The organism is uncultured Streptomyces sp. (genome assembly GCF_947488945.1).
Taxonomy (GTDB): domain Bacteria; phylum Actinomycetota; class Actinomycetes; order Streptomycetales; family Streptomycetaceae; genus Streptomyces.
This window is the reverse complement of sequence record NZ_CANLBS010000004.1, coordinates 468,849-495,715: the sequence shown is the minus strand read 5'-3', so window position 1 is coordinate 495,715 and position 26,867 is coordinate 468,849. Positions and strand designations below refer to the sequence as shown.

Here is a 26,867-nt window from a genome sequence, read left to right as displayed (position 1 = left end):
AACGCCTTGCCGAAGTGCCGGGACACGCGGTCGCCGCCGTCATCCGACTGGCCCTTTTATGCGACCGGACGGCCTTGCCCGGCAGCTCGCGTGGGACAAATCCGACGGGGGGCGAATCGTGTACGAACGAAGGATCTGATCCATGGAACCGATCGCGGGCAAGGACCGGGGCAGGGGCGCGCTGCTCGGGCTCGCCGTGGGGGACGCGCTCGGCGCGCCGGCGGAGAATCTGCGGCCCTCGGAGATCCGCCGGCGGTGGGGGCGGATCGAGGGGTTCGTCAGCGACGACCCCGCGGGCACCGACGACACGGAGTACGCGATCTTCTCGGGCCTGCTGCTGGCCCGGCACGGTTCGGACCTCACCGTGGCGGACGTCGACCGTGCCTGGCACCACTGGATCGCGGATCTGGACGAGGGGCCGTTCCGGGGCGCCGGGTTCAGCGAGCGCGGCACGCTGGAGAACCTGCGGCGGGGGCTGGCCGCACCGATCTCGGCGCAGCACCGGCACGCCTGGAGCGACGGCCTCGCCATGCGGGCGGCCCCGTTCGGGGTGTTCGCGGCGGGCCGGCCCGCGGAGGCGGCGCGGCTGGTCGCGGTCGACGGGCAGGTCAGCCACGACGGCGAGGGCATCTACGGCGGGCAGGCGGTCGCGGCGGGGGTGGCGGCGGCGATGGTGGGGGCCGGACCCGCCTCGGTGATCGCGGCCGCGCTGTCGGTGGTGCCGATGGACTCCTGGACCGCCCGGTCGCTGCGCCGGGCGGTGACGGCCGCCCAGCGGCCCCACCCGGACCGGCTGACCGCGGAGCGCGCGGTCCGGTCGGCGGTGGTGATCGGCGGCTACCCCTGGACGGACCTGGCGCCGGAGGCGGTGGGGCTGGCCTTCGGGGCGTTCACCGCGGCGCGCGGCGACTTCCGCGCGGCGGTGCTGATGGCGGTGAACATGGGCCGCGACGCGGACACCACGGCGGCGGTCGCCGGGGCGCTGGCGGGCGCGGCGCAGGGCGTCGGCGCCATCCCCGAGGAGTGGGCGTCGGCGATCGGCCCGGTCCGGGGCAGCTGCCTGCCGTCGATGCGCGGGTACCACGTGCTCGACGTGGCGGACCTGCTGACGGAGGCGGGCGAGCACGGCACGGGCCCGGACGCGGCGGACGGGCGGACGGCCGGGGCGGACGGGACGGACCCGCTGCCGGACGGGCGGACGGTCGGGGCGGGGCGCGGGGCGGCGGCGGTCGCGGCGGACGGGACGGCGGGGCGGCCCGGAGCGGCGGGCGGCGGGGGCTCGGGCGCGTCCGGGGTTCCGGTCGGCCCGAGGGCCTCGGGGGACGTCGGCGCTCCGGCCGTTTCGGGGGCCTCGGTCGCTTCGAGGGCCTCGGTCGTTTCGAGGGCCGTGGCAACTTCGGGTACCGGGGCCGTTGCGCGCACCACGGCCGCTTCGGGTACCACGGCCACCGCCTCCGGCGCTCCGGTCGCGTCGCCGGGGACCACGGCCGCTACGGAGACTCCGGCCGCTGCGGGGACCGCGGCGACGGGGGCCGGCCGGGGCGGGGAGCGGCGGGTGCGGGCGCGGGCGGCGATGCGGCGGGCCGAGGGCGGGGACGCGCCGGATCCGGATGCCGAACGTCCCGAGGGCCCGCGGGACGCGACGGAGGACAGCGGTCAGGGACACCCGGAGCAGCCGGAACCGGCACCCGCCGGCCCGGCGCGCACCGGCCTCGGCTCCCGCGAGGGGGCGTTGCGATGAGCACGGCACGCACCGGGACCGGGGAGCGCGCCGCCACCGCCCGCCCCCGCACCGCCGCGCGGACCGCCCCCTCGACGCGGGCCCGGATCGAGGGGCTGCTGCTCGGCCTGGCGTCCGGGGACGCGGCCGGCTGGCCCGCCGCCCGCCACCGGGCGGCCCGGATGCCGGAGTGGACCCGCCGGCTCACCCGCGAACTGGACACCTTCGCCGAGCTGAACGCGACCACCACGCTGCCGGTCCCGATCGCGCTGAACCAGCCGCCGGAACCGCTGCGGCTCGGCCCCTCCGACGACGCCGAATGGGCCGCGTTCGCCGCCGGGACGGTGCTGGCGGCCGCCGCGGACGAGGCGCACGGCCTCTCCCCCGCGCGGCGCACCCGCGACGCGGTGGACCGGGCGTGGAACGCGCTGGCCGCGAAGGTCGCGGCCGCCAGCGACCGGGCGCCCGAGGTGGAGGCGGCGGTACTGCCGCTGCGCGCGCGGATCTCCGTACGCGCGGGGCTCGGGAATCTGGCGGCAGGGCTGCGGCCGCCCGCCACCGGTCACGACAATCCGCACTACTTCGACGACGCGGCCTGCGTGCGGGCGGCGGTGCTCGCGGTGGTGCACATCGGTGACCCGGACCGGGCGGCCTCGCTCGCCGAGTTCGACGCGCGCTACACCCAGGACGGCGACGGGGTGCACGGGGCGCGGGCGATCGCCGCCGCCGTGGCCATGGCGCTGGCGGGCGGCGATGTGACCGCGGCGGTGGACGCGGCGCTCGCGCAGCTCCCCGAGGGGACCGAGATCGCCCGCAACGCCGTCCACGCGGTCCGCCTGGCACGGGACTTCGCCGGTGAGCCCGCCGGGGCGTTCTCGCTCGTCCCGGTGCTGGAGCACCAGATCGTCGACCACGTCTACAGCTACGGGATCGCCGCCGCCGAGACCGTGCCGGTGGCCCTCGCCCTGGCCACGGCGGCCCGCGGCGAGATCGCCCAGGCGGTGCCCGCCGCCGCCTGCCTGTCGCGGGTCGCCGACTCCGCGCCCGCCCTGGCCGGGGCGCTGACCGGTGCGCTCGGCGGGATCGGCACCGTGCCCTCGGGCTGGCGGGAGGCGTGCCGCATCCTCGCGGGGTGCGCGCTGCCCCGGTTCGCGGGGACGGATCTGATCGAACTCGCCGGGCTGCTCGCAGCCACGGAACCGGCCGCCGCTGGGGGACAATTCGCCCATGACGTCCACAACGGTTACTCCTCGTCCCGCGGTCGGCACGCTCACCCTCGATGACCGCATCACCGGCGCCCTCGTCGGCGCCGCCGTCGGCGACGCCCTCGGGGGCCCGGTCGAAGGCTGGACCCCCGAGCAGATCGTGGAGCGCCACGGCGGCCGGGTGAACGGGATCGTCGGCCCGTGGCACGGCGACGAGTGGCGCACCGCGCGCCCGATCGCGCCGTACCACAAGGGCGACGGCCACGTCACCGACGACACCTTGATGACCCATGCGCTGGTGCGGGTGTACGGCACGGTCCGCGACCACCTCGACGCGTACGCCGTGGCCCGGCACCTCGTCCCCGACCTGCTGTCGAACCCCCGCTGGATCCCGGAGCTGGAGGCCGAGGCGCTGCCGCTGCAACGGATCTTCCTCGCCGAGAAGTGGCTGGTCGCCCGGTTGCACTACGGGCACGTCGACCCGCGCGAGGCCGGGTCGGGCAACATCGTCAACTGCGGTGCGGCGATGTACATGGCGCCGGTGGGCCTGGTGAACGCGGGCCATCCGGAGGCCGCGTACGCCGAGGCGCTGGAGATCGCGGCGCCGCACCAGTCGAGCTACGGGCGGGAGGCGGCCGGGGTGTTCGCCGCGGCGGTCGCCGCCGCCTGCGCCCCGGGGGCGACGCCCGACCGGGTGGTGGAGGCGTGCCTGGCGCTGGCGAAGGACGGCACCCGGTCCGCGATCGACGCGGTGTGCGAAGTGGCCGTGCGGTACGACGACTTCGAGGCGGCGCTGGCGCCGCTGCGGGAGGCGGTGGAACCGTTCGACACGGTGGGACCCGACTACCGGGCGCCCTCGCTGGGGGCCCGGCGGCCGTCCCGGCTGCACGCCATCGAGGAGCTGCCGGTGGCGCTCGGGATGCTGCTGGTCGGGGACGGCGACTTCCGCCGGACGGTGCTCGGTTCGGTGAACTACGGCCGGGACTGCGACTCGATCGCCACCATGGGCGGGGCGATCGCCGGCGCCCTGCGCGGGGAGGCGGACGTACCCGCCGAGTGGGCCGACGCGGTCGCCGAGGGCAGCCGGCTCGACCTGCGCGCACCGGCCCGGACGCTGGCGCAGGTGGCCCGGGAGGTCTTCGCCCGCGACTGCGCCCGCCGCCGCACCCACGAGGCGGCGTTCGAGGCCCTGGCGGGTGGCCGGTGAACGTCCGGCTGACCTGGGCCCAGCCCGAGGACCTGGTCGGACACGAGTTGCGGCAGGCCGCGCAGGACGGCCGGGACGCCGCGGACGTCGCGCGCCGGTGGTACGCCGCCGGGGGCAGGGACGCGCCGGAACGCGCGGGCGCTTCCACTCCCTGGGCCTCCCCGGCGCTGCGGGCGCTGGCCGGGGAGCTGCTGGACGAGCTGGCGTTGCTGCCCGCCCCTTCGGAGGTCGACGAGCCGACCGGGCTGGCGGAGATCCGGGCCGCCTGCCCCGACTGGCCAGCGCCGCGCAACGGAGCGAAGGCCGCCGACCCCGACCGGCTGCACGCCGCGTGGCTCGGGCGGGCGGCGGGATGCCTGCTCGGGAAGCCGGTGGAGAAGCTGCCGCTGGAGGGCATCCGGGCGCTGGGCCGGGCCACCGGCAACTGGCCGGTGGCCGACTGGTTCACCGCCCGCGGGGTGGACCCGGCGCTGCTGGCCGCCCACCCGTGGAACCGGCGCTCGGGCCCCACCTCGCTGGCCGAGAACATCGACGGGATGCCGGAGGACGACGACCTCAACTTCCCGCTGCTGGCGCTGCTGCTGCTGCGCCGTCACGGGCGGGGCTTCACCACCGGCGACGTGGCCTCGCTCTGGCTGGACGAACTGCCGGCCGGCCGCGTCTTCACCGCCGAACGGGTCGCGTACCGCAATCTGCTGGCGGGCGTCGAACCGCCGGACACGGCCCGGCTGCGCAACCCGTTCCGGGAGTGGATCGGCGCGCAGATCCGGGCCGACGTGCACGGCTGGACCCACCCCGGCGACCCGGCGGCGGCCGCCGCCCAGGTGCACCGGGACGCGGTCCTCACCCACACCGCGAACGGCGTCTACGGGGCGATGTTCACCGCCGCGGCGCTCGCCGAGGCGGCCGGCGGCGGGGCCGACGTGCACGCCGCGCTGGCCGCCGGGCTCCGCGTGGTGCCGCCGCGTTCGCGGTACGCCGCCGCCGTCCGGCTCGGCATCGCCGCCGCCCGCGAGGAGACCGGCTTCGACGCGGTCGTCGACCGGCTGCACGCCGCCTACGCGGCCACCCATCACTGGGTGCACGTGCTGCCCAACGCGGCGCTGCTGGCCGCCGCCCTCACCCGCGCCGACGGTGACTTCACGCGCTCCGTCGGGTATGCGGTCTCCGGCGGCTGGGACACCGACTCCAACGGGGCGACGGCGGGTTCGCTCGCCGGGCTGCTGGCCGGCCGGGCCTCGGCGCTGCCGGAGCGCTGGACCGCCCCGCTGAAGAACCGCCTCGCCACGTCCGTCACCGGGTTCGACGGCACGGGCTTCGACACGCTCGCCGAACAGACCTATCAGGAGGCTCTCCGCCCATGACCGGCATCGCGGTGCTCGGCAGCACCAATATGGACCTGGTCGCCTACGTCCCCCGGGCCCCCGCCCTCGGCGAGACGGTCACCGGGAGGGAGTTCCGCACGGTCCCCGGCGGCAAGGGCGCCAACCAGGCGATGGCCGCCGCCCGTGCGGGCGGCGAGGTGGTGATGATCGGCGCGGTCGGCGCCGACGCCTTCGGCGCCGAACTGCGGGCCGGCCTGGAGCACGCGGGCATCGACACCGACCTGCTGCACACCGCCGACGGGCCGAGCGGGACCGCGCACATCACGGTGGACGACGAGGGCGCCAACGCGATCGTGGTGATCCCCGGCGCGAACGGCACGGTCACCTCGCTCGGCGCGGGCGAGATCGCCGCCGTCGCCGCCGCCGACCTGCTGCTGCTCCAGCTCGAACTGCCGCTGTCCGCGGTGGTGGAGGGTGCCCGGGCGGCCCACGCGCAGGGCGTCCGGACGCTGCTGACGCCGTCTCCGGTGCAGCCCCTGCCGGACGAACTCCTGGACCACGTGGACCTGTTGATCCCCAACGAGCACGAGGCGGCCGCACTGTCCGGGTACGACGACCCGCACGCCGCCGCCGAGATCCTGTTGCGGCAGGTCCCCGAGATCATCATCACCCTCGGCTCCAAGGGCTGCCTCTACGCGGCCCGCGGCGGCGAGCCCGTCCTGTTCCCCGCCCCCGAGGTGACCGCCGTCGACACCACCGGCGCCGGCGACACCTTCGTCGGCACCCTCGCCGTGGCGCTGGGCGAGGGCCGGCCCGTCGCCGAGGCGGTGGCCTGGGCCTCGTCGGCCGCCGCGCTCTGCGTGCAGAAGCACGGCGCGTCCACCTCCATGCCGTTCCGAAGCGAGATCGATGCCTCATGACGCCTCCCCCGCCCCGCACCCCTCCCCTGTCCGGCCTGCGGGTCCTGGACCTCGCCACCCTCTTCGCCGGGCCGCTCGCGGCCACCATGCTCGGTGACTTCGGCGCGGAGGTCATCAAGGTCGAGCACCCGCGCAAGCCCGATCCCTCGCGCGGCCACGGCCCCGCCAAGGACGGGGTCGGCCTGTGGTGGAAACTGCTGGGCCGCAACAAGCGCAATCTGACCCTCGACCTGTCGAGCCCCGGCGGCCGGGAGGTGCTGCTGCGACTGGTCGCCGGGACCGACGTGGTGATCGAGAACTTCCGTCCCGGCACGCTGGAGCGCTGGGGCCTCGGATGGGAGGAGCTGCGGGCCGTCAACCCGCGTCTCGTCCTCACCCGGGTCACCGCCTTCGGCCAGTTCGGCCCGTACGCCCACCGCCCCGGCTTCGGCACCCTCGCGGAGGCGATGAGCGGCTTCGCCGCGATCACCGGGGAGCCGGACGGGCCGCCGACCCTGCCGCCGTTCGGCCTCGCCGACTCCATCGCCGCGCTCGCCACCGCGTACGCCGTGATGACGGCGCTGGCGGGACGGGACCGCACCGGGCAGGGGCAGGTGGTCGACATGGCGATCATCGAACCGATCCTGACGGTGCTGGGGCCGCAGCCGACCTGGTACGACCAGCTCGGGTACGTGCAGCCGCGCACCGGCAACCGGTCGCGCAACAACGCGCCGCGCAACACCTACCGCACCCGGGACGGCCACTGGGTGGCCGTCTCCACCTCGGCGCAGTCGGTCGCGGAGCGGGTGATGCGGCTCGTGGGGCGGCCGGAGCTGATCGAGGAGCCGTGGTTCGCGGCCGGCTCGACGCGGGCCGAGCACGCCGAGGAACTGGACCGGGCGGTCGGCGACTGGATCGCGCGGCACAGCCGGGAGGACGCGCTCGCCGCGTTCGAGAAGGCGGAGGCGGCGATCGCGCCCATCCACGACGTGCGGGACGTGATGGAGGACCCGCAGTACCGGGCGCTGGACTCGGTGACCAAGGTGGACGACCCGGAGCTCGGACCGCTGCGCATGCAGAACGTGCTGTTCCGGCTCTCCGGGACGCCGGGATCCATCCGCTGGGCGGGCCGGCCGCACGGCGCGGACACCGAGGAGATCCTGGCCGGCCTCGGCTACGACGGGGACCGGGTCGCGGCGCTGCGCGAGCAGGGCGCCCTGTGACGGCGTCCGCGGACCGCCCGGCCGCCCCGCCGCACACCGCCCCGCCGCACACCCCGGCCACACCGGCGGCCACCCCGCTGACCTGGCTGTACGTGCCCGGGGACCGTCCGGAGGTGGTCCGCAAGGCGCTGGCGGCGGGGGCGGACGTGGTGATCGTCGACCTGGAGGACGCGGTCGCCCAGGACCGCAAGGAGTACGCCCGCGCGGCGACCGCGGAGCTTCTGACGGACCCGGCGCCGGCCGGCGGCGGGACGCCGGTCCATGTCCGGGTGCACGGCGAGGACGACGTGCGGGCCCTGGCCGGACTGCCGGGGCTGGCGGGGCTTCGGCTGCCCAAGATCACCCATGCGGTGACCGTGCACCACGTGGCGGCCCTCGCGCCGGGCGTGCCGCTCCATCCGCTGCTGGAGTCGGCGATGGCGGTGGAGCACGCCTACTCCATCGCGACCGCCCACCCGGACGTGCGGGGCATCGCGCTCGGCGAGGCGGACCTGCGGGCCGATCTGGGGGTGCGGGAGGACGTGGGGCTGGACTGGTCGCGCAGCCGGATCGTGGTCGCCGCGCGGGCCGCCGGGCTGGCGCCGCCGGCCCAGTCGGTCTTCCCGGACGTGCGCGACCTGGACGGGCTGTGGGCGTCGTGCGTGCGGGGCCGGGGGCTCGGGATGCTGGGGCGGGCGGCGATCCACCCCCGGCAGCTCCCGGTGATCGAGCGGGCGTTCCGGCCGACCGGGGCGGAGCTGGCGGCGGCCGAGGAGATCGTGTCGGCGGCCCGTACGGACGAGGGGGCGCTCGCCCTGCCGGACGGGCGGTTCGTGGACGCGGCGGTGGTCGCCTCGGCCCGGCGCACCCTGGAACTGGGCCGCCGGGCGGCCGTGACGGCGGAGTAGCGGGCGGATACGGCGAAGACCGCCGCACCCCGTGGGTGCGGCGGCCTCCGTCGGGTCCGCAACGGCCGGATCAGCGCTCGTGGGCCTTCTTCAGCGGGTCGTCCGCGTCGGATGCCGGGGCGGCCGACCGTTCGTCGGTCGCGTCGGGCCGCTCGTCGGTCGCAGGCTCGGTCGCGGGCGCGTCGTCGGCGTCGGTGCCGGCCGCCGCGTCGGTCGTGTCCGCGTCGGTCGCGTCCCCGTCCGCTTCGGCGTCGTTCGGTGCGGCGGGCTCGACGATCTCCTCGCGGCCGGGGCGCAGCTTCGCCGAGACGACGAAGTAGGTGACGGCGAGCAGGAAGACGATGATCGCGGTCCACACGTTGAGCCGCAGGCCGAGCACGTGGTGGGCCTCGTCGACCCGCAGGTACTCGATCCAGGCGCGTCCGGTGCAGTACGCCGCGACGTAGAGCGCGAAGGCGCGTCCGTGGCCGAGCTTGAAACGGCGGTCGGCCCAGATCACCAGGAGGGCCACGCCGACGCACCACAGCGACTCGTAGAGGAAGGTCGGGTGGTAGGTGCCGGCGTCGCGGTTGGCCGCGGCGCTGATCTTCACGGCCCAGGGCAGGTCGGTCGGCTTGCCGTACAGCTCCTGGTTGAACCAGTTGCCCCAGCGGCCGATGGCCTGGGCGACGGCGATGCCGGGGGCGAGCGCGTCGGCCCAGGCGGGCAGCGGGATGGCGCGGCGCCGGCAGCCGATCCAGGCGCCGAGGGCTCCGAGCGCGATGGCGCCCCAGATGCCGAGGCCGCCCTGCCAGATCTTGAAGGCGTCGACCCAGTTCTCACCGTCGCCGAAGTAGAGCTGGTAGTCGGTGATCACGTGGTAGAGGCGGCCGCCCACGAGTCCGAAGGGCACCGCCCAGACCGCGATGTCCGCGACGGTGCCGGCGGTGCCGCCCCGGGCGATCCAGCGCCTGTTGCCGATCCAGACGGCGACGAAGACACCGATGATGATGCAGAACGCGTAGCCGCGGAGCGGGATCGGTCCGAGATCGATCACGCCGGTCGACGGGCTGGGAATGAAGGCAAGGTTCATGACGGGGTCGACGCTACCCTGCCGGGCGGCGGGTGCGGCAAGCCGCCCGGCAACGTCTGGGTAACGGGAAGGGGTGGTCCGGCCCGCGGGACCGGCCGGTCAGGAGCCGGCGGGCGACGGGCTGAGCGTCCCGGCCTTCTTGCCCTTGTTGGCCTCCGCCACCCACTTCTTGAGGTTGTCGACGGAGATCTGTTCGTTCCCCTTCTTCGGGAAGATCGACTCGCCGTTGAGCAGGGCGGTGGGGGTGCCCTGGAAGCCGCCCTCGCCGAACGCCTTGTTGGAGGCGGCGACCCAGGCGTCGTGCTTGCCGTCCTCGACGCAGGAGCGGAACTCCGGCGTGTCCAGCCCGTCGACCTCGCCGGCCAGTTCGATCAGCTTGCTGTTCTTGCCGAAGGCGTCGTCGGTCTCGGCGGGCTGGTTGCGGTAGAGGACGTCGTGGTACGCGGGGAACGCGCCGGCGTCCTGGGCGCAGGCGGCGGCGTTGGCGGCGCGGGCCGATCCGCTGCCGCCCATGTTGCCGTCGATGATCGTGGCGAGGTGGTACTCGACCTTGAGCTGCCCGTCCTTCTCCAGCTCCGCGATCGTGTCGCGGAAGGCGTTCTCGAACTGGGCGCAGACCGGGCAGCGGAAGTCCTCCCAGATCGTGAGCGTGGACGGGGCGTCCGTCGCTCCGACGGGGATGGTCAGGCTCTGCTCGCCGGTGGCGCCGGAGGGGGCGACCACCGGGCCCGCGGTGTCGCCGTCGTCGTCGCCGGCGTTGGCCGCGATCAGGCCGATCACCGCCGCCAGCGCGAGGACGCCGACCACGGCCGCCGACACGATCAGCGTGCGGCGGCGGCGCTCGCGCGCCTTCTCCCGCTCACGCTGCTGGACGAGCCGGTCACGCGCGGCCCTGCTGCTTCCGTCTTGGTTCTCGCTCACACCCGCAGCAACGAACCGGGGAGGCACACGCGTGCCTCCCCGGTCCCAGGTCCACCCTTACGGATGACGCGCGCCGTCAGCGCTTTCGAACACCTGCGGCGAGATCGGCCGCGAGGCCGCGCACCGCTTCGAGGGCGGCGCTCTCGTCGGGGGCGTCGAGGATCGCCTTGACGAAGGCCGAGCCGACGATGACCCCGTCGGCGAAGCCGGCGACCTCGGCGGCCTGGACCGCGTTGGAGACGCCGAGGCCGACGCAGACCGGCAGTCCGGTGGTGGCGCGGGTGCGCCGCACCAGGTCCTGGGCCTGCTCACCGACCGACGCGCGGGTGCCGGTGACGCCCATCAGGGAGGCGGCGTAGACGAAGCCGCTGCCGGCCGCCGTGATGGTGGCCAGCCGCTCGTCGCGGCTGCTGGGCGCGACCACGAACACGGTGGCCAGGCCCTGCTTCTCGGCGTGCTCGCGCCACAGCGCGGACTCCTGGACGGGCAGGTCGGGCAGGATGCACCCGGCGCCGCCCGCCTCGGCGAGCTCGGCGGTGAACCGCTCGACGCCGTACCGGTCGATCGGGTTCCAGTACGTCATCACGAGGATCGGCGCGCCGGTGGCCGCGTGGGCCTCGCGCACGGTCCGCATCACGTCGGCGATGCGGACGCCGCCGCGCAGGGCGATGTCGTCGGCGGTCTGGATCACCGGGCCGTCGAGGACCGGGTCGCTGTGCGGCAGCCCGATCTCCACGACGTCGGCGCCGCCCGCGACGACGGCCTTGACGGCCTCGATGGCCGTGTCGACCGTGGGGAAGCCGGCCGGCAGGTACGCGATGAGCGCGGCCCGGTCCTCGGCCTTCGTGGCGGCGAGGGTGGTGTTCAACAGCTCGATGTTGCCGCTCACTTGGCGTCCCCCTCGATCTCCGCGCCGGTGCCCGCGGCGTCGGCCTCGACGGCCGCGTCCGTGTCGTACAGCCCGAAGTAGCGGGCTGCGGTGTCCATGTCCTTGTCGCCGCGGCCGGACAGGTTGACCAGGATCAGCCCGTCCTCGCCCAGTTCCTTGCCGAGCTCCAGCGCGCCGGCCAGGGCGTGGGCGCTCTCGATGGCCGGGATGATGCCCTCGGTGCGGGAGAGCAGCAGCAGCGCCCGCATGGCGTCCTCGTCGGTGACCGCCCGGTACTCGCCGCGGCCGGTGTCCTTGAGGTAGGAGTGCTCCGGGCCGATGCCGGGGTAGTCCAGACCGGCCGAGATGGAGTAGGGCTCGGTGATCTGGCCCTCGTCGTCCTGGAGCACGTAGCTGCGCGAGCCGTGCAGGATGCCGGGCTCGCCCGCGCTCAGGGTGGCGGCGTGCTCGCCGGTGGCGATCCCGTGCCCGGCGGGCTCGCAGCCGACGAGCCGGACCGACTCGTCCGGGATGAAGGCGTGGAAGAGGCCGATGGCGTTGGAGCCGCCGCCGACGCAGGCGACCGCGGCGTCCGGCAGCCGGCCGGCGCGCTCCACGATCTGGCGGCGGGCCTCGACGCCGATGACCCGGTGGAAGTCGCGGACCATCGCGGGGAACGGGTGCGGTCCGGCGACGGTGCCGAAGAGGTAGTGGGTCCGGTCCACGTTGGCGACCCAGTCGCGGAACGCCTCGTTGATGGCGTCCTTGAGGGTCCGGGAGCCGGACTTCACGGCGATGACCTCGGCGCCGAGCATCCGCATGCGGGCGACGTTGAGCGCCTGCCGCTGGGTGTCGATCTCGCCCATGTAGATGGTGCATTCGAGGCCGAACAGGGCGCAGGCCGTCGCGGTGGCGACGCCGTGCTGGCCCGCGCCGGTCTCCGCGATGACGCGGGTCTTGCCCATGCGCCTGGTCAGCAGGGCCTGGCCCAGCACGTTGTTGATCTTGTGCGAGCCGGTGTGGTTCAGGTCCTCGCGCTTGAGGAAGATCCGGGCGCCGCCCGCGTGTCCGGCGAACCGCGCGACCTCGGTGAGGGCGCTGGGGCGGCCGGTGTAGTCGGCCATGAGCGCGTTCAGCTCGGCCGCGAAGGCCGGATCGGCCTTCGCCTTGTCGTACTCGACGGCGACCTCGTCCACGGCGGCGACGAGCGCCTCCGGGATGAACTTGCCGCCGTAGGCGCCGAAATACCCTTCGGCGCTGGGGACGAGACCCTCGGGGTCCGGAATGAAGAAGTCAGACGACATCCGACGTGCTCCTCGGCATGGCAACGGGTGGGTTCACCGTATGCGCGGCGGCCGGCCCGGACCGTCACCGCCCGGCCGTGGACACGGCGGGCTCGCGCCGCCGCGCGGGCAGCGTGGTGCCCGGTGCGGCGGCGTCGGTGGACGGGGGGCTCGCTACGGCGCGGTCCCCCGGGGCCATCGCATGCCGTTGACCTGGCCGGGCTCGTCGCCGATGACGTACCGCACGCGCCGCCCGTGCACCCGGCGGGCCGGGGCGCGGCAGCCGCGCGGGCGGCAGCCGCGGGCCAGCGCCGCGTGCGGGACGCGGGCCGGCACGGCTCCGCACCCGGCGGGGCGCAGGCCCGGACGGGTACGGGGGGCGGGGCGGACGGCGGACACGGGACGGGTCAGCCCCGTCCGTGCCGGAGCGCGGGGTGGGCGCCGGCCGCGACGAGGTCGGCCACGGACGCCTTCGGGTCGCGGCCGGTGACCAGCGACTCGCCGACCAGGACGGCGTCGGCACCGGCGTTGGCGTACGCGATCAGGTCGTGCGGGCCGCGGACGCCGGACTCGGCGACCTTGACGATGTGGGCCGGGATCTCGGGGGCGACGCGCTCGAAGACGGAGCGGTCGACCTTGAGGTCCTTGAGGTTGCGGGCGTTCACGCCGATGACGCGGGCGCCGGCGTCGACCGCGCGCTCGGCCTCCTCCTCGTCGTGCACCTCGACGAGCGGCGTCAGGCCGATGGACTCGGCGCGCTCGATCAGCGAGACCAGCGCCTCCTGGTCGAGGGCGGCGACGATCAGCAGGGCGAGGTCGGCGCCGTGCGCGCGGGCCTCCCACAGTTGGTAGGAGGTGACGATGAAGTCCTTGCGCAGGACCGGGATGCCGACCTTGGCGCGGACGGAGTCGAGGTCGGCCAGCGAGCCGCCGAAGCGGCGCTGCTCGGTGAGGACCGAGATGACGGCCGCGCCGCCCGCCTCGTAGTCCGCGGCGAGCGCGGCCGGGTCGGCGATGGCCGCGAGGGCGCCCTTGGAGGGGCTGGAGCGCTTGACCTCGCAGATGACGGTGACGCCCTCGCCGCGCAGTGCGGCGGCCCCGTCCTGGGCCGCGGGAGCGCGCGACACGCGTTCCTTGAGCTCGTCGAGGCTGACGCGCGCCTGCCGTTCCGCGAGGTCGGCACGTACGCCGTCAATGATCTCGTCGAGCACACTCACGCGAGCGGCCCCCTTCCGGAACGATGATGGAACAGGATCAGCCATCCCGATGGTATCCGCAGGAGGCGCGAGGACCCGCATCCGCCCGCCGTGCGTCCCAGCAGTTGGGCACCGGCCGCGGGTCAGGGAGCGAGCGCGGAGCCGAAGGGCAGGTTTCGGACAACGGTGAAGAGCAGCAGCACCGCCCCGACCCCCCACCACCAGCCGGACGGCACGGCGAGCCGCACGGGCCGGCCGCGGGCGGCCCGGACCGACCACACCACCCAGAACACCGCGAAGGCGACGTAGAGGGCGACGCCGACGGCGTTGGAGCCGAGCGCGGCCGGCAGGTCGCCGTGGGCGAAGGCGTGGGCGCTGCGCAGCCCACCGCAGCCGGGGCAGAGCAGGCCGGTGAGGCGCAGCATCGGGCAGACCGGGTAGTGGCCGGGTTCGTTCGGGTCGACGGCGGCCACGTAGGCGAAGGCGCCGGCGACCGCGGCCAGCGCGCCGAGCGGGGCGGCCAGCCGCCGTGCGAGCGGGCCGGACGGGCCGGGCGGCCGTGACCCGGCGGGGTACGGCTCCGAGGGGGGTCCGGCGCCCGGGGCGGCGTCGGGGGGCTGGGCGGCGGGGGCAGGCGTGGCGTCCACCCGGCGATTGTGCCCCCGCGACGCGGAGAGGCGCAGCCCGGGGGCCGCGCCTCGTGTCGTGTCGCGTGTCGTGCTGTGCGGGGGCCGGGCCGGCGGAACCGGCCGCGGGCCTCCGGCCGCTCCGGCTCAGTGGGAGAGCTGGGCCTGACCGGCGCGGGAGCGGGCCGCGGCCTGCTCGGCGGACTCCTTCGGCATGCCGAGACCGGCGAGCTTCATGGCGTAACCGACGATCCCGCCGGCGAAGACCACCACGAGCCCGAGCCAGAACCCGAGCGGGTTCGCGGCGACCATGAAGACGCCTGCGACGCAGAAGCCGATGAACGAGATGATGACGCCGGTCCAGGCGGCCGGGGTGTGTCCGTGGCTCGTGCCCGCCATGAGTTGCTCCTCGTTGGTGTTGTGCCGGGGGTGTCGCGTGGTGGTGCGGTGGGAAAGTCCGGCTCCATTGTCCCGTACGTTCCGCCGGGACGTGAGCTGGGGGGGTCAGCTCTCGCGCGTCGGGTCCTCGCCGCGGTCCAGGGCCTTCCAGAGGTCCTCGGGCCGGTCGGGATCCGGGGCGGCCTTCGGGGCGGTCCGGGGGCGGGGCGTGCCGTCGCGCTCGTACCGCCCCGACATGGTCGGCCAGCGGCTGCCGTGGCGCAGGGCGAGCAGTCCGGCGAGCAGGAGCAGCAGGCCGCCGACGGCGGTGACGTAGGGCCAGGCGGTGTGGGTGAGGGCCGCGACGGTGGCGGCGGTGTCGCCGGTGGTGTCGGCGGCCTTCTCGTCGAGGGCGGAGCTGTCCGAGGCGCCGAGCCAGGCGCTGAGTCCCGCGCCGAGGCCGCTGAGGGCGAGCAGCGCGGAGACGAGGTAGCGGCCGGCGCCCCGGACGGCGAAGACGGCGACCAGGGCGGCGAGGCCGACGACGGCGAGCGCCGCGGGCAGGCCGGTGACGTCCTGCCCGTCGGCGGTCAGCGGGAGCGTGCCACCGCCGACCGCGGCCTTGCCGGAGGCCCATTCCTGCCCGGAGGCGAGCAGGACGACGGTCGCGCCCGCCGCCCCCAGCAGCAGGGCGAGGGCCAGACTTCGGCGGCTCGCGGACGCGGCGGAGGAGGCGGTGGTACGGGCACGGGGCTGGGGTACGGGGACGGCGCTCACGCCTTCCACTATCCCCTACCGGTTTCCTGGTCGCGGAGCCGGTTGGCGGTGTGCACCGCCCGGAGCACCGCGGCGGCCTTGTTGCGGCACTCGTCGTCCTCGGCGACCGGGTCGGAGTCGGCGACGACGCCCGCGCCGGCCTGGACGTAGGCGGTGCCGTCGCGCAGCAGCGCGGTGCGGATGGCGATGGCGGTGTCGGAGTCCCCGGCGAAGTCGAGGTAGCCGACGCAGCCGCCGTAGAGCCCCCGGCGGTTGGGTTCCAGTTCCTCGATGATCTGCATCGCGCGGGGCTTGGGGGCGCCGGAGAGGGTGCCGGCCGGGAAGCAGGCGGTGAGCACGTCGAAGGCGGTGCGGTCGGGCGAGACCCGGCCGGTGACGGTGGAGACGATGTGCATGACGTGGGAGTACCGCTCGACCGACATGAAGTCGACGACCTCGACGCTGCCCGGTTCGCAGACCCGGCCGAGGTCGTTGCGGCCGAGGTCGACCAGCATCAGGTGCTCGGCGCGCTCCTTGGGGTCGGCGAGCAGTTCCTCGGCGAGGGCCTGGTCCTCCTGCGGGGTCGCGCCGCGGTGCCGGGTGCCGGCGATGGGGTGGACCATGGCCCGGCCGTCCTCGACCTTGACCAGCGCCTCCGGGCTGGAGCCGACGACGTCGAAGCCGTCGAACCGGAAGAGGTACATGTAAGGCGAGGGGTTGGTGGCGCGCAGCACCCGGTAGACGTCGAGGGCGCCGGCGGTGCAGGGGGTCTCGAAGCGCTGGGAGGGGACGACCTGGAAGGCCTCGCCCGCCCGGATGCGCTCCTTGATGTCCTCGACCGCCTCCTGGTAGGCGGCGCCGCCCCAGAGCGCGGTGTACTCGGGCAGCTCGGAGGGCGGGAGGACGGCGGGGGCGTTGACGACGGGGCGGCGCAGGTCCTGCTCCATGACGTCGAGCCGGGCGACGGCGTCGGCGTACGCCTCGTCCACCCCGGTCTCCAGGTCGTTGTGGTTGATCGCGTTGGCGATCAGCAGGACGGAGGCGTCCCGGTGGTCGAGGACGGCGAGGTCCGAGGTGAGCAGCATGGTCAGCTCGGGGAGGCCGAGGTCGTCGCCGCCGTGCTCGCCGATCTTCTCCAGCCGGCGCACCACGTCGTAGCCGAGGTAGCCGACCATGCCGCCGGTGAACGGCGGCAGCCCCTCGGCGCCGGCCAGGTCGCGCGGGGTGTGCAGCGCCTCGGTGGTGGCGCGCAGGGCTTCGAGCGGGTCGCCGTCGACGGGGACGCCGACCGGCGGGGTGCCGAGCCAGTGCGCCTGCCCGTCGCGGGAGGTGAGGGTGGCGTGGCTGCGTACGCCGACGAAGGAGTAGCGGGACCAGCTCCGGCCGTTCTCGGCGGACTCCAGCAGGAAGGTGCCGGGGCGTTCGGCGGCGAGCTTGCGGTAGAGGCCGACGGGGGTGTCGCCGTCCGCGAGCAGCTTGCGGACGACGGGGATGACGCGGCGGTCCACGGCGAGCTTGCGGAAGGTGTCGAGATCCATCACGGGGGGCCTCACTGATCGCCGGTGCTGAGCAGGACGTCCCTGTCGAAGCAGGTGCGGTCGCCGGTGTGGCAGGCGGCGCCGGTCTGGTCGACCCGGACGAGCACGGTGTCGGCGTCGCAGTCGAGGGCGACGCCGACGACGCGCTGGACGTGGCCGGAGGTGTCGCCCTTGACCCAGTACTCCTGGCGGCTGCGGGACCAGTAGGTGCAGCGGCCGGTGGTGAGGGTGCGGTGCAGGGCCTCGTCGTCCATCCAGCCGAGCATGAGCACCTCACCGGTGTCGTACTGCTGGGCGATGGCGGGGACCAGTCCGTCGGGGCCGCGCTTGAGACGGGCGGCGACGGCGGGGTCGAGATTGCCTGCGGGCGGGGTTCCGGGGGCGCCGGTGGCCGGGGTGCCGGGCGGGGGCGTGCTGCTCATGGTGCCCATTGTGCCGCGCCGGTCCGCCCGTCCCGGCCGCCCGTCCACTGGGCGGACGGTGTGCACCGGTCGTAGGCTGGCGGTCATGACGACCCATGCGAAGCGTGAACGTCTTCTGTTCGCGGACTTGTTGGAGGCGGCCGGCGCCGAGGCCCCCACCCTCTGCGACGGCTGGAAGACCCGCGACCTGGCCGCCCATGTGGTGGTACGCGAGCGTCGTGCCGACGCGGCGGCCGGGATCATGATCGGAGCCCTGAAGAGCCGACTGGAGCGGGTGCAGGCGGAATTCGCCGCGAAGCCGTACGAGGAGCTGGTCCAGCTCGTCCGTACGGGGCCGCCCAAGCTGTCGCCGTTCGGGCTGAAGCAGGTGGACGAGGCGGCCAACACGGTGGAGTTCTACGTGCACGCCGAGGACGTGCGGCGGGCGCAGCCCGACTGGTCGAGGCGGGAGCTGGACCCGGTCTTCGCCGACGTGCTGTGGTCGCGGATGGAGCGGACGGCGAAGATGCTGGGCCGCCGCTCGCAGGTGGGCCTGGTGCTGCGCCGCCCCGACGGCCGCACGGTGGTCGCCCGCAAGGGGGCGCCGGTGGTGACCGTGACCGGCGAACCGGGCGAGCTGCTGCTGTTCGCGTTCGGGCGGCAGGACGTGGCGGACGTGGAACTGGCGGGCGACAAGGACGCGGTGGAGCGCCTCCAGCTTTCGCGGCTCGGCATGTGACGGCGCGGGTCCCGGGGAGCCGGGACCGTGCGCGAGGACGGCCGTGGGCCGGGCGGGAGCGTGCTTCCCGCCCGGCCCGCGTGCGTTCCCTGGCGGGGCGTGTGACGGGGGCGGGGCGGGTGACCGGGCGGGGTGCGACCGGGCCGGGGCGGGGTGCGGCCGGGGCGGCTCCGGGTCAGGCCGCGTCCGGGCCGTTCCACGGGGCGCCGGCCGGGGCGGTCTCGGCGCCGGCCGGGGCGGCCTCGGCGCGGTGGCGGGCGTGCGGGGCGGCCGTCCTTCCGGCGCGCGGGCGGCCGGAGCGGCGGGAGCCGAGCCGGCCGAGCACGAACCCGACGGGGATGGAGATCAGCCCCGGTGTCTGGAGCGGGTACACGTGGAAGTCGCGGTCCGGGAAGATCGAGACGGGGGTGCCGGAGAAGGCCGGGGACAACACCATCAGGCCGACGATGAGCGGCACGGTCCCGTATACGGTCCACCGGACCCCGCGCGCGTCGAAGCCCGGCAGGAAGAACGTGTGGAACAGGATCGACGGGAGCGTCGAGGCGGCGACCGCGAAGGAGAGCGAGAGCATCACCTGCGGGTTGCGGTCGTGGGTGTACGCCGAGCCGAGGACGGCGAGGGCGCCGAGCACGACGATCGCCCAGCGGGCCCGCCGGATCTCCCGGGAGGACGCCTTGCCGGCGCCCCGCGCCCCGGCGGTGCGGGCGAAGTCGCGGGCCAGGCTGGAGGCGGCGGCGAGGGTGATCCCGGCGACGGCGGCGAGCGTGGTGGCGAAGGCGGCGCAGGCGACGAGGGCGAACAGCAGGCTGTCGCGGGGTCCGGCCGCGCCGGGGTCGAGGGCGCCGGTGACCATGAGCAGCGAGGTGCCGCCCGCGGGGTCGGCGGCGCGCAGGGCCTCGTGGCCGATGAGGGCGGAGGCGCCGAGCCCGACGACGAGGATGCCCGCGCAGAGCAGCGCGACCGGGGCGACGGCCCAGACGCCGGTGCGGCGGGCGGTCTCGGCGTCGGGCAGCGGGTGCAGGCGCATGGTGATGTGCGGCATGCAGGCGGCGCCGAGGACGAGGGTCGCCTGGAAACCGATCAGGTCGAGGGCGCCGAGCGCGCCGTGGCCGAACTGGAGGCCGGGTCTGGTGTAGGCGGAGCCCTCGCCGCTGCCCTGCCGGGCCGCGTCGAAGAGGGCGAACGGCGACCAGCCGTAGTGGGCGAGGACCAGGCCGGCCAGCAGGGTGACGGCCGCCAGGACGACGGCGACCTTGAGGATCTGGACGTATCCAGTGCCGCGCATCCCGCCGAAGGCGGAGTAGCAGACCATCAGGGCGCCGCTGGCGACGGTGCAGCCGGTGACCGCGCCCTCGGGGAGGCCGAACATGGCGGCCATCACCGTGCCGGCGGTGGTCAGTTGGACCAGCAGCAGGGGGACCAGGACGACCAGGGTGGTGACGCCGAGGGCCCGCCGGACGGACGGGTCCTGGAGCCGTTCGGTGAGGAAGTCGCCGAGCGTGAACACCCCCTGGGCCCGTAGCCGGTTCGCCAGAAGCCGCATCACCAGGAAGAGCGAGGCGACGGTGGCGAGCAGGAACAGCAGTCCGTCGAATCCGGCGAGGGCGACGGACCCGGTGGTGGAGAGCAGGGTGGCGGCGGAGATGTAGTCGCCCGCGACGGCGAGTCCGCCGCCCACCGGACCGAGCGCGGCGTTGCCGCCCGCGTAGAAGTGTTCGGGGTCGTCCTGGTCCGCGGCGGCCAGTCCGCAGAGCAGCAGCGACAGTGCGACGAACCCGAGGAAGATCACCACGGCGAGCGACCGTGCGTCGGCGAAAGATGACATGCGGGTCACGGCACCATTCGGGCGGAACGCCGTACAGACACCGGGGTCGGGACGATGCGTCCGTACAGCGGGCGGCGGGAGCGCTTGTGCCGGTTCACATCGAGCGGGACGCCGGTGCCGTCAACCAGGCCTTACGTCAGTGCACTTGGGCTCCAGAGCGACGAACGCGGCCGTTCCGGGGCCCGGTTGCGCCGAGGGTGCACGCGGGAGGGGGGCGGCCGGTCGTCCGGCCGCCCCCGCCCGCTCCTCCCACCCGCCCTCAACTCCCCAGCAGGCGACGGGCCGTCAGTGCGAGGGAGACTTCTACGGCGTCGGTCGGGCGGGTCAGGCAGCGTCCGGTGAGCTGCTCGAAGCGGCGCAGCCGGTTGAGGACGGTGTTGCGGTGGCAGTAGAGCCGGGCGCCGGCCCGCTGGGCGGAGCCGTCGGCGTCGAACCACGCGGTCAGCGTCTCGATGAGGATGTCCCGGTCGGCCAGGTCGATGGCGTCCAGCGGCCCCAGCACCCGGTCGGCCAGCGCGGCGCCGAGTCCCGGCGAGGAGACGACGAGGGCGGCCGGCAGGTGCGCGTCGAGCAGCACCACGCCGCCGGAGGCCGCGCACGCCTTCTGCGCGGTCTCCGCGAGCCGGCGCGCCTCCCCCAGTGCGGCCAGTCCGCGCACCTCGGAGGAGATGCCCACCCGGGCGCCGGACGGCGGGTCCAACGCCGAAGCCAGTTCCGCGAGTGCGAGGGCCGTGCCGCTCTCCGCCGGGGCGGGCGGCGCCTCGTCGGCGGCGTCGGGGGCCTCGGGCGGGTCCAGGGACAGGATCGCCAGCTCCCCGTCCGGGCCCTGGTGCCAGAGCGCCCGGACGCCCTCGGGCAGCGGCAGCGGAGGGTGCCCGGCGGCGTGCGGGGTGCGCAGCGGGGCGGCGACCGCGAGGACCGCGTACCGGCCGTGCTCGGGCAGCCCGAGCATCTCGGCGGCGTCGGGCAGGTCGGCGATGCGGGCGGTGCCGTCGAGCAGCGCGGACGTCATCAGCCGCTGCCGGTTCTCGCGGCGCCAGGCCAGCCGCCGCTCGGACTGCCGGTAGGCGTCGGTGACCACGCCGCAGTGCTCGTCGACGAAGTTCCACACGTCGGCGGCGACGTGGACGAGCAGTCGCACGTCGTCCGGGTCGCGGCGGGCGGTCTCGTCGACGAGCCCCTGCCAGACCATCGCCCCGCCCATCCGGAACGCGTGCAGCACCGCGTCCAGCGGGACGCCCTGTTCGGCCCGGATCGCGCCGATCCAGCGGGTGGTGCGCTGCGCGGGTTCGCGGAACTCGCGGGGCTGGATCAACGAGCCGACGTTGTGGCGCAGGGAGTGGTGGACCTCCTGCCAGATCTCGGCGCGCCCGGACTCGATGGCGTCCCGATAGCCGGGCTCCTGCTCGTACAGGGCGTCCACCAGGCGTTCGGTGAGCTCGGGCAGCGCGTCGAGCAGCACCCGGGCGGCCCGGTGCAGCACCTCCACGGCCTCGGTGTCCGCCAGCGAGCGGAAGCGCTGGGGCAGCGGTGTGACGGCGGGCGCTCCGTGCAGCGCCCTGATCCGCGGACGTACGACCTGTGGCATGGCAGCCTCCACCGGGAATCGGCCGGCGCCCGGGGGCACCGGCCCGGGCGCCCGGCCCGTCCTTGGGCGCGAGCACAACCGAACGATCCTGACGCCCGCAGAATGACATACCGGCCGGTCGGTACCTAGGGGTGTGCAGGGTTCTTATCATCACGGTCCGGCAACCTGCCGGACACATTCCGGCGCGCGGGCCGCCCCACGGTGCCGCCGCCGCGCACCGGCGGCCGGCCCGGCTCCCCCGTGAACTGCGGGAACGCGCCGCCGGGCCCTGCCGGCTCCGCTACCGGCCCATCAACCGGGCCAGTTCGGTGCGGGAGCGGACGCCCAACGCCGCGAAGACGTTGCGCAGATGGTGGTCCACGGTACGCGGACTGAGCGAGAGCCGCAGCGCCACCTCGCGATTGGTGGCGCCCTCGGCCACGCACCGGGCGATCCGCTGCTGCTGCGGGGTCAGGCCCGACAACGGGCGGCATCCGGGGGCCTCCGGCGCGTCCACCGACTCGCCCGCCGCGCGCAGTTCGCCGCTCGCCCGGTCCGCCCAGGCACGCGCCGAACAGCCCTCGAAGACGACCAGGGCGTCCCGCAGCGGGCCACGGGCCTCGCGGGTGCGCCGGCGGCGGCGGAGCCACTGGCCGTAGAGCAGTTGGGTGCGGGCGCGCTCGAAGTCGCCGCCGGCCCGGTCGTGGTGGGCGAGGGCTTCCTCGTACCGGGCGGCGGCCTCCTGCGGGGGCGCCAGCAGCGCCTGGCAGCGGGCGAGCTGGGCCGGTGCGTGCGGGTCGGTGGTGCAGGCGGTCCAGAGCGCGAACTCGTCGAGCGCCGCTTCGAGCTCGACCGCCCACTCCTGCGCGTAGCCGCCGAGGACGGCGGCCTCGACGAAGCACGGCAGCACGAGCATGCGGATCGCGAAGTGGGCGTGCCGGGGACCGGTGCTGACCAGCGGGGCGAGCCGGGTGGCGGCCTCGCCGGCCCGGCCGGCCGCGAGGTCGGCGCGGGCGACGGCCCAGGTGGCGAGGGTCGCGGCCTGGACGAGTCCGTGCGGTCCGGCCCCGGCGAGAGCGGCGTCCGCGTGGGCGGCGCAGGCCTCGGCGGGGCCTTCGACGGAGGCGGTGAGGGCGAGCACGGCGTGCAGATGGGTGGAGGCGTTGGACTGGCCGGTGCGGCGGGCCGCGTGCAGTCCCTCCAGGGCGTGGGCGCGGGCCCGCGCGTGCCGGCCGGCCCGGAGTTCGGCGTAGGCCAGCTGCTCCAGGGCGTGCGGCAGCAGCACCTGGGGCCCGCTGGTCCGTACGGCGGCCAGCGCGCGGGCGCCCGCCCGGCAGGCGGCCTCGATGTCGCCGAGGACCAGCGCCGAGACCCCGGTGCGCAGCAGGGCCTCGGGGTCCTCGGTGCGGCCGATGTCGTCGAGGCAGCGGCGCAGCAGCGCCTGTCCCTCGGCGATGTGCCCGCCGAGCAGCGCACACACGCCGGAGGCGTAGCGGGACACCGAGCGGTCGGTGGCGGGGCCGGTGAGGCGGTGCAGGGCGTCGAGGTAGGCGACGGCGTCGCCCGCCGCCCAGGCGGCCCCGGCGGCGGCGAGCAGCGCGTCGACGGCCAGCCGGGGATGGTGGGCGGCGAGCGGGACGGCGGCCGCGAGCAGCGTCTCGCGGGCGTCGGCCACCGGCCCGTCGTGCAGCGCCAGCATCCCGCGCACGTACGGCACCAGGGCGTCGGCGGGCAGCGGACCGCCGACGGGGACGGGCCCCGGGATGCCGAGCGGCTCGGAGTCCGTGCGGTCGGCGGCGCTCACCGGCAGCATCACCGGGGGGGCGTACGTCCAGGGGCCGGCGCCGGTGACGGACGGGTGCGGCCGGACGGTGTCGACCCGGGCCAGCAGCGCGCGGGCCCGGCCGGTGTCGCCGGCCAGCCGGGCCTGGTCGGCGGCGGCGGCGAACCGGGCGGCCCGCAACGGGCCTTCGCAGGAGAGCGTCGCGGCCCTGGTGAGCGCCGCGGACCTCTCGCCGCGCGGGCCCGCGGCAGCGGCGGCGCGTTCCAGGGCGGCGGCGAGCAGGGCGTCCGGGGCCGCGGCGGCGCAGGCCCGCTGGACGAGCGCCGGCAGCGGGGGCGCGCCGGTTCCGCCGAGCAGGGTGGCGAGCAGTTCGTGGGCGGCCCTGCGGTGGGCGGGCGGGGCGTGCCGCAGGACGGCGCGGCGCAGCAGCGGGTGGCTGAAGTGGACGCGGCTGCCGGTGCGTTCGAGGACGCCGGGGATGCCGGTGGGGCCGAAGAGGGCGCGGTCCAGGAGGGCGGAGGGGAGTGCGGCCCGGTTGCCGGCGCGCAGCAGCAGTCCGGCGTCCGCGCCGGCGCCCTCGGGTTCGTGTTCCTGGGCGGCGGCGGCGAGCAGCAGGAGCGTCCGGGTGTCCTGCGGGAGTCCGTCGAGCGCGGCGGCGTGGGCGTCCAGCACGGCCTCGCCGCCGGGCAGCGGGAACGGCAGCACGGCGCGGCCGGCCAGCTGGTCGGCGGTGAGCCGGCCCACGAGGCCGGCGAGCATCCGGGGGTTGCCCGCGGCCTCCCGCAGCAGTTCGCCCCGGACCACCGGGTCGAGGTCGGTGACCCGGCCGGTGAGGCGCTCCAGCAGGGCGGCCGCGGCCTCGTCGTCGAGGGGGCCGAGCCGGAGCGCGGGCAGCCCGGCGAAGGCGGTCTCGTCGATCGCGGCGATCAGCACGGCCACCCGGGCGCCCGCGCCGAGCCGGCGGGCGGCGAAGCCGAGGGCGGCGCGTGATTCGGGGTCCCAGGCGTGCGCGTCGTCCACGCAGACCAGGACCGGCCTTTCGGCGCCCGCCTCGCGCAGCAGGGCCAGCAGCCCGTCCCGGGAGAGGCCGGTGCGCAGCACCCGGTCGGCGGGCAGCGCGAGCGGGGCGGGGGCGGAGCAGAGCAGGGCGTGCAGGCCGCTGCGGGGCAGGCACTGTTCGGCCGGGGCGGCGGTCGCGTGGAGCACGGGTCCGCCACAGCGGGCGCGGTGCGCGGCGGCGGCCTGTTCCAGCAGTGCGCTGCGGCCGAGACCGGGGGGCCCGGACAGCACCAGCGCACCGCCGTCACCCTGCGCCAGACGCTCCAACAGGGTTTCCAGGATGGCGAGTTCACCGCTGCGGCCGTACAGCCGGAGCGGACTGTGCACGGTCGTCGATGGAGTCACACGGGCACGTTACTTCCGCGTAAACAGCTCGCGGAAGGTGCGCGTCCGCCCCTTCCCCGCGTGGGGCCGGGCGCGGTGCGGGCTCCCAGGGTGACGGGCCGTCGGCTGTGCGGCCGCACAGCCCTCGGGGACCTCCGCACCTCGGGCCCTAGGTTCACGGTATGACACATGAATTCACCGCCCCCGACGGTCTGACGCTGCGCTACCACTCCTGGTCCCGCACCCCGGACCCGGCGCTGCCGCCCGTCCTGCTGCTGCACGGCTTCTCCGCGAGCGCCCTGCTGAACTGGGAGGCGCCGGGCGTCGTGGAGGCCCTGGTGGCGGCCGGGCGCACGGTGTACGCGACCGACGCGCGCGGCCACGGGGCGTCGGACAAACCGCACGACGAGGAGCGGTACGGCGAGGTCCTCATGGCCGAGGACGTGCGCCGGTTCATCGACCACGTGGGCGCGTCCGAGATGCACGTCGCGGGCTACTCGATGGGCGCGATCGTGACGCTGCTGGCTGCGGCCGGCGACACGCGCATCACCCGTCTGGTGGCGGGCGGCGTCGGGGCGGGCGTGGTGGAGGTCGGCGGGCTGGACACCCGCCGGATGCCGCCGGAGCTGGTGTCGGCGGCACTGACCGCCGACGACCTGGACGAGGTCCCCGAACAGGCCCGCGGATTCCGGGTACTGGCCGAGGCGTCGGGTGCGGACCGGCTGGCCCTGGCCGCCCAGATCCGGGCGATGTTCCGCGGCCCGATGCCGCTGGACCGGATCACCGTCCCGGCGCTCGTACTGGCCGGCGAGGACGACCCGCTGGCGGTCCGCCCCGAGGTGCTGGCCTCGGCGCTCCCGGACGCGGAGGTCACCGTGGTCTCCGGCGACCACCTGGGCGCCGTGCGCGACCCGCGCTTCGCCGCCGCGATCACGGAGTTCCTCGGCCGGGGGTGACCACGCCCGGAAGGGGGCCGCGGGCGGCCCGGGGGCGCACGCACGCGAGAGGGGGCCGGACCGCCGTGGTGCGCGGTCCGGCCCCCTCTCCCCCCGTCAGGAGCCGTGCGGGCAGGTTCCCCGGTACTCGGCGATCGTCAGGCTCGCCGCGGGGATCGGGCAGAGGAACTGCTCGTAGCGGGTGTCGTTGTCGATGAACCGCTTCAGCCACGAGATGGAGTACTTCGCGATCGTGGTGTTCGACGTGTTCGGGGTGAAGTGCGTGGCGCCGCGCAGCTCCAGGTACGCCTTGTCCAGGGTGCTGGGCAGGTTGTTGTAGAACGGCTTGGAGTGGGTCAGGACCGGGGCGATGGTGTCGCCGTCGGCGCCGATCACCAGGGTGGGCGTGCGCACCTCGGGCCAGGTGGTGTCGGTGTTCCAGCCGGTCAGCGGGATGGCCGCCTTCAGCGAGGTGCGGTCCTTCGCGGCCTCCAGGGTGCCGCCGCCGCCCATCGAGTGGCCCATCACGCCGAGCCGGGAGGCGTCGACGCGGGTGCGGACCGAGCTGCGCTGGGTCAGGTAGTCGAGCGCGGCGAGCAGCTGGTCGCCGCGGCTGGAGGGCTGGTCCAGCGTGGTGTTGGTGTCGATGGTGAAGACCACGAAGCCCTGGGAGGCGAGCCGCGGGCCGAGCCAGGCGATGCTGGACTCGTAGGCGGTGAAGCCCGGCGAGATGGCGATCGCGCCGAAGGTGCCGTCGGCCGTGGAGGTCGGGTAGTAGATCGTGCCGCCGCCGAAGCCGGTGACCCCGAGCGAGGAGACCGAGGTCTGCGAGGTGGCGTACGAGCCGCGGCTCGCCTCGATGGAGGAGTTGCTCGGCGCCGGGCCGCGCTGGTACGGGTTGTCGGCGGCCTGGGCGCCGCCCGGGACCAGTCCGGTCAGCAGGGCGGCGGACGCCGCGGCGGCGACCAGCATGCCCTTGATGGTGCGGGAGCGGCTCGGGGTCCGGTGGCGCGGGGAGGTGTCACCGGACGGGAGGAGGGTCTGCACGGGGGGATCCTCTCGGTGGGAGCGGGCCACGCCGCACACCCCGCCGGCCCGTCGTCCGGGGGCCGGGAGGTGCGCCGCGTGCG

24 protein-coding genes are annotated in these 26,867 nt (G+C 75.6%); 9 read left to right on the top strand and 15 right to left on the bottom strand.

Going from position 1 to position 26,867, the window contains the following annotated elements; translation table 11 throughout:
* Nucleotides 1-142: 142 nt before the first annotated feature.
* The 7 genes from Q0994_RS08890 (at nucleotide 143) to Q0994_RS08860 (ending at nucleotide 8,466) form a co-directional block, all read left to right on the top strand.
* Nucleotides 143-1,741 carry an ADP-ribosylglycohydrolase family protein gene (locus Q0994_RS08890; protein ID WP_299531224.1) on the top strand — a complete coding sequence of 533 codons (1,599 nt, stop codon included), beginning with the start codon at nucleotides 143-145 and terminating at the stop codon, nucleotides 1,739-1,741.
* A complete protein-coding gene (locus Q0994_RS08885; RefSeq protein WP_299531221.1) occupies nucleotides 1,738-3,003 on the top strand; it encodes an ADP-ribosylglycohydrolase family protein in 1,266 nt (421 codons plus the stop codon). Before Q0994_RS08890 ends, Q0994_RS08885 begins: the two co-directional genes overlap by 4 nt.
* A complete protein-coding gene (locus Q0994_RS08880; protein WP_299531219.1) occupies nucleotides 2,948-4,132 on the top strand; it encodes an ADP-ribosylglycohydrolase family protein in 1,185 nt (394 codons plus the stop codon). Before Q0994_RS08885 ends, Q0994_RS08880 begins: the two co-directional genes overlap by 56 nt.
* Nucleotides 4,129-5,496 (top strand): ADP-ribosylglycohydrolase family protein, encoded by a 1,368-nt coding sequence (locus Q0994_RS08875; RefSeq protein ID WP_299531217.1) that lies wholly within the window; start codon nucleotides 4,129-4,131, stop codon nucleotides 5,494-5,496. The genes Q0994_RS08880 and Q0994_RS08875 overlap by 4 nt, the downstream gene beginning before the upstream one ends.
* Nucleotides 5,493-6,377 carry a ribokinase gene (gene rbsK / locus Q0994_RS08870; RefSeq protein ID WP_299531214.1) on the top strand — a complete coding sequence of 295 codons (885 nt, stop codon included), beginning with the start codon at nucleotides 5,493-5,495 and terminating at the stop codon, nucleotides 6,375-6,377. Before Q0994_RS08875 ends, rbsK begins: the two co-directional genes overlap by 4 nt.
* Entirely contained in the window at nucleotides 6,374-7,579 is a 1,206-nt protein-coding gene (locus Q0994_RS08865) for a CaiB/BaiF CoA-transferase family protein (protein WP_299531211.1), read from the top strand. The genes rbsK and Q0994_RS08865 overlap by 4 nt, the downstream gene beginning before the upstream one ends.
* Before the next feature lie 77 nt (nucleotides 7,580-7,656).
* The gene (locus Q0994_RS08860; protein ID WP_299531349.1) at nucleotides 7,657-8,466 is read left to right on the top strand and encodes a CoA ester lyase; all 810 of its coding nucleotides are present in this window, start codon (nucleotides 7,657-7,659) and stop codon (nucleotides 8,464-8,466) included.
* A 70-nt stretch (nucleotides 8,467-8,536) separates the two neighbouring features.
* Here Q0994_RS08860 and lgt read toward each other — a convergent pair whose 3' ends face one another.
* The 11 genes from lgt to hisI form a co-directional block, all read right to left on the bottom strand.
* Nucleotides 8,537-9,538, bottom strand: a complete 1,002-nt coding sequence (gene lgt, locus Q0994_RS08855) for a prolipoprotein diacylglyceryl transferase (RefSeq protein ID WP_299531209.1) — start codon at nucleotides 9,536-9,538, stop codon at nucleotides 8,537-8,539.
* Between the two features lie 99 nt (nucleotides 9,539-9,637).
* Nucleotides 9,638-10,459, bottom strand: coding sequence for a thioredoxin domain-containing protein (locus tag Q0994_RS08850; RefSeq protein ID WP_299531206.1), 822 nt, complete (start codon nucleotides 10,457-10,459; stop codon nucleotides 9,638-9,640).
* A gap of 76 nt (nucleotides 10,460-10,535) precedes the next feature.
* On the bottom strand, nucleotides 10,536-11,348 hold the full coding sequence (trpA, locus tag Q0994_RS08845) for a tryptophan synthase subunit alpha (RefSeq protein ID WP_299531204.1): 813 nt from the start codon (nucleotides 11,346-11,348) through the stop codon (nucleotides 10,536-10,538).
* Nucleotides 11,345-12,631, bottom strand: a complete 1,287-nt coding sequence (gene trpB, locus Q0994_RS08840) for a tryptophan synthase subunit beta (protein WP_299531201.1) — start codon at nucleotides 12,629-12,631, stop codon at nucleotides 11,345-11,347. Before trpB ends, trpA begins: the two co-directional genes overlap by 4 nt.
* 153 nt (nucleotides 12,632-12,784) lie before the next feature.
* Nucleotides 12,785-12,970, bottom strand: a complete 186-nt coding sequence (locus tag Q0994_RS34145; RefSeq protein ID WP_363325538.1) for a tryptophan biosynthesis modulator TrpM — start codon at nucleotides 12,968-12,970, stop codon at nucleotides 12,785-12,787.
* Nucleotides 12,971-13,017: 47 nt separating this feature from the next.
* Nucleotides 13,018-13,827, bottom strand: a complete 810-nt coding sequence (gene trpC / locus Q0994_RS08835; RefSeq protein ID WP_299531198.1) for an indole-3-glycerol phosphate synthase TrpC — start codon at nucleotides 13,825-13,827, stop codon at nucleotides 13,018-13,020.
* A gap of 122 nt (nucleotides 13,828-13,949) precedes the next feature.
* Nucleotides 13,950-14,453 carry a DUF2752 domain-containing protein gene (locus Q0994_RS08830; RefSeq protein WP_299531196.1) on the bottom strand — a complete coding sequence of 168 codons (504 nt, stop codon included), beginning with the start codon at nucleotides 14,451-14,453 and terminating at the stop codon, nucleotides 13,950-13,952.
* 126 nt (nucleotides 14,454-14,579) lie between these two features.
* Nucleotides 14,580-14,831 carry an HGxxPAAW family protein gene (locus Q0994_RS08825; RefSeq protein WP_299531193.1) on the bottom strand — a complete coding sequence of 84 codons (252 nt, stop codon included), beginning with the start codon at nucleotides 14,829-14,831 and terminating at the stop codon, nucleotides 14,580-14,582.
* Nucleotides 14,832-14,936: 105 nt separating this feature from the next.
* On the bottom strand, nucleotides 14,937-15,596 hold the full coding sequence (locus Q0994_RS08820; protein ID WP_299531191.1) for a TIGR02234 family membrane protein: 660 nt from the start codon (nucleotides 15,594-15,596) through the stop codon (nucleotides 14,937-14,939).
* The gene (locus tag Q0994_RS08815; RefSeq protein ID WP_299531189.1) at nucleotides 15,596-17,104 is read right to left on the bottom strand and encodes an anthranilate synthase component I; all 1,509 of its coding nucleotides are present in this window, start codon (nucleotides 17,102-17,104) and stop codon (nucleotides 15,596-15,598) included. Before Q0994_RS08815 ends, Q0994_RS08820 begins: the two co-directional genes overlap by 1 nt.
* Before the next feature lie 11 nt (nucleotides 17,105-17,115).
* Nucleotides 17,116-17,526, bottom strand: a complete 411-nt coding sequence (gene hisI, locus Q0994_RS08810; RefSeq protein WP_299531186.1) for a phosphoribosyl-AMP cyclohydrolase — start codon at nucleotides 17,524-17,526, stop codon at nucleotides 17,116-17,118.
* An 85-nt stretch (nucleotides 17,527-17,611) separates the two neighbouring features.
* Here hisI and Q0994_RS08805 point away from each other — a divergent pair, with 85 nt between their 5' ends.
* The gene (locus Q0994_RS08805; protein ID WP_299531184.1) at nucleotides 17,612-18,244 is read left to right on the top strand and encodes a TIGR03085 family metal-binding protein; all 633 of its coding nucleotides are present in this window, start codon (nucleotides 17,612-17,614) and stop codon (nucleotides 18,242-18,244) included.
* Between the two features lie 175 nt (nucleotides 18,245-18,419).
* Here Q0994_RS08805 and Q0994_RS08800 read toward each other — a convergent pair whose 3' ends face one another.
* The 3 genes from Q0994_RS08800 to Q0994_RS08790 form a co-directional block, all read right to left on the bottom strand.
* Nucleotides 18,420-20,069 (bottom strand): cation acetate symporter, encoded by a 1,650-nt coding sequence (locus Q0994_RS08800; protein ID WP_299531182.1) that lies wholly within the window; start codon nucleotides 20,067-20,069, stop codon nucleotides 18,420-18,422.
* 259 nt (nucleotides 20,070-20,328) lie between these two features.
* Entirely contained in the window at nucleotides 20,329-21,657 is a 1,329-nt protein-coding gene (locus Q0994_RS08795; RefSeq protein WP_299531180.1) for a CdaR family transcriptional regulator, read from the bottom strand.
* Nucleotides 21,658-21,937: 280 nt separating this feature from the next.
* Entirely contained in the window at nucleotides 21,938-24,823 is a 2,886-nt protein-coding gene (locus tag Q0994_RS08790) for a LuxR family transcriptional regulator (RefSeq protein ID WP_299531178.1), read from the bottom strand.
* Nucleotides 24,824-24,984: 161 nt separating this feature from the next.
* On the opposite strand from Q0994_RS08790, the gene Q0994_RS08785 reads away from it, so the two are divergent.
* A complete protein-coding gene (locus Q0994_RS08785; protein WP_299531176.1) occupies nucleotides 24,985-25,758 on the top strand; it encodes an alpha/beta fold hydrolase in 774 nt (257 codons plus the stop codon).
* Between the two features lie 96 nt (nucleotides 25,759-25,854).
* Here Q0994_RS08785 and Q0994_RS08780 read toward each other — a convergent pair whose 3' ends face one another.
* A complete protein-coding gene (locus tag Q0994_RS08780) occupies nucleotides 25,855-26,784 on the bottom strand; it encodes an alpha/beta hydrolase (protein ID WP_299531174.1) in 930 nt (309 codons plus the stop codon).
* Nucleotides 26,785-26,867 lie beyond the last annotated feature (83 nt).

Coding starts and splice junctions, on each gene's coding strand:
- Q0994_RS08865 (WP_299531211.1), top strand. CDS start 6,374: ATGACGCCTCCCCCGCCCCGCACCCCTCCCCTGTCCGGCCTGCGGGTC.
- Q0994_RS08890 (WP_299531224.1), top strand. CDS start 143: ATGGAACCGATCGCGGGCAAGGACCGGGGCAGGGGCGCGCTGCTCGGG.
- lgt (WP_299531209.1), bottom strand. CDS start 9,538: ATGAACCTTGCCTTCATTCCCAGCCCGTCGACCGGCGTGATCGATCTC.
- Q0994_RS08815 (WP_299531189.1), bottom strand. CDS start 17,104: ATGGATCTCGACACCTTCCGCAAGCTCGCCGTGGACCGCCGCGTCATC.
- Q0994_RS08800 (WP_299531182.1), bottom strand. CDS start 20,069: ATGTCATCTTTCGCCGACGCACGGTCGCTCGCCGTGGTGATCTTCCTC.
- Q0994_RS08885 (WP_299531221.1), top strand. CDS start 1,738: ATGAGCACGGCACGCACCGGGACCGGGGAGCGCGCCGCCACCGCCCGC.
- Q0994_RS08785 (WP_299531176.1), top strand. CDS start 24,985: ATGACACATGAATTCACCGCCCCCGACGGTCTGACGCTGCGCTACCAC.
- rbsK (WP_299531214.1), top strand. CDS start 5,493: ATGACCGGCATCGCGGTGCTCGGCAGCACCAATATGGACCTGGTCGCC.
- Q0994_RS08880 (WP_299531219.1), top strand. CDS start 2,948: ATGACGTCCACAACGGTTACTCCTCGTCCCGCGGTCGGCACGCTCACC.
- Q0994_RS08825 (WP_299531193.1), bottom strand. CDS start 14,831: ATGGCGGGCACGAGCCACGGACACACCCCGGCCGCCTGGACCGGCGTC.
- Q0994_RS08795 (WP_299531180.1), bottom strand. CDS start 21,657: ATGCCACAGGTCGTACGTCCGCGGATCAGGGCGCTGCACGGAGCGCCC.
- trpB (WP_299531201.1), bottom strand. CDS start 12,631: ATGTCGTCTGACTTCTTCATTCCGGACCCCGAGGGTCTCGTCCCCAGC.
- hisI (WP_299531186.1), bottom strand. CDS start 17,526: ATGAGCAGCACGCCCCCGCCCGGCACCCCGGCCACCGGCGCCCCCGGA.
- Q0994_RS08805 (WP_299531184.1), top strand. CDS start 17,612: ATGACGACCCATGCGAAGCGTGAACGTCTTCTGTTCGCGGACTTGTTG.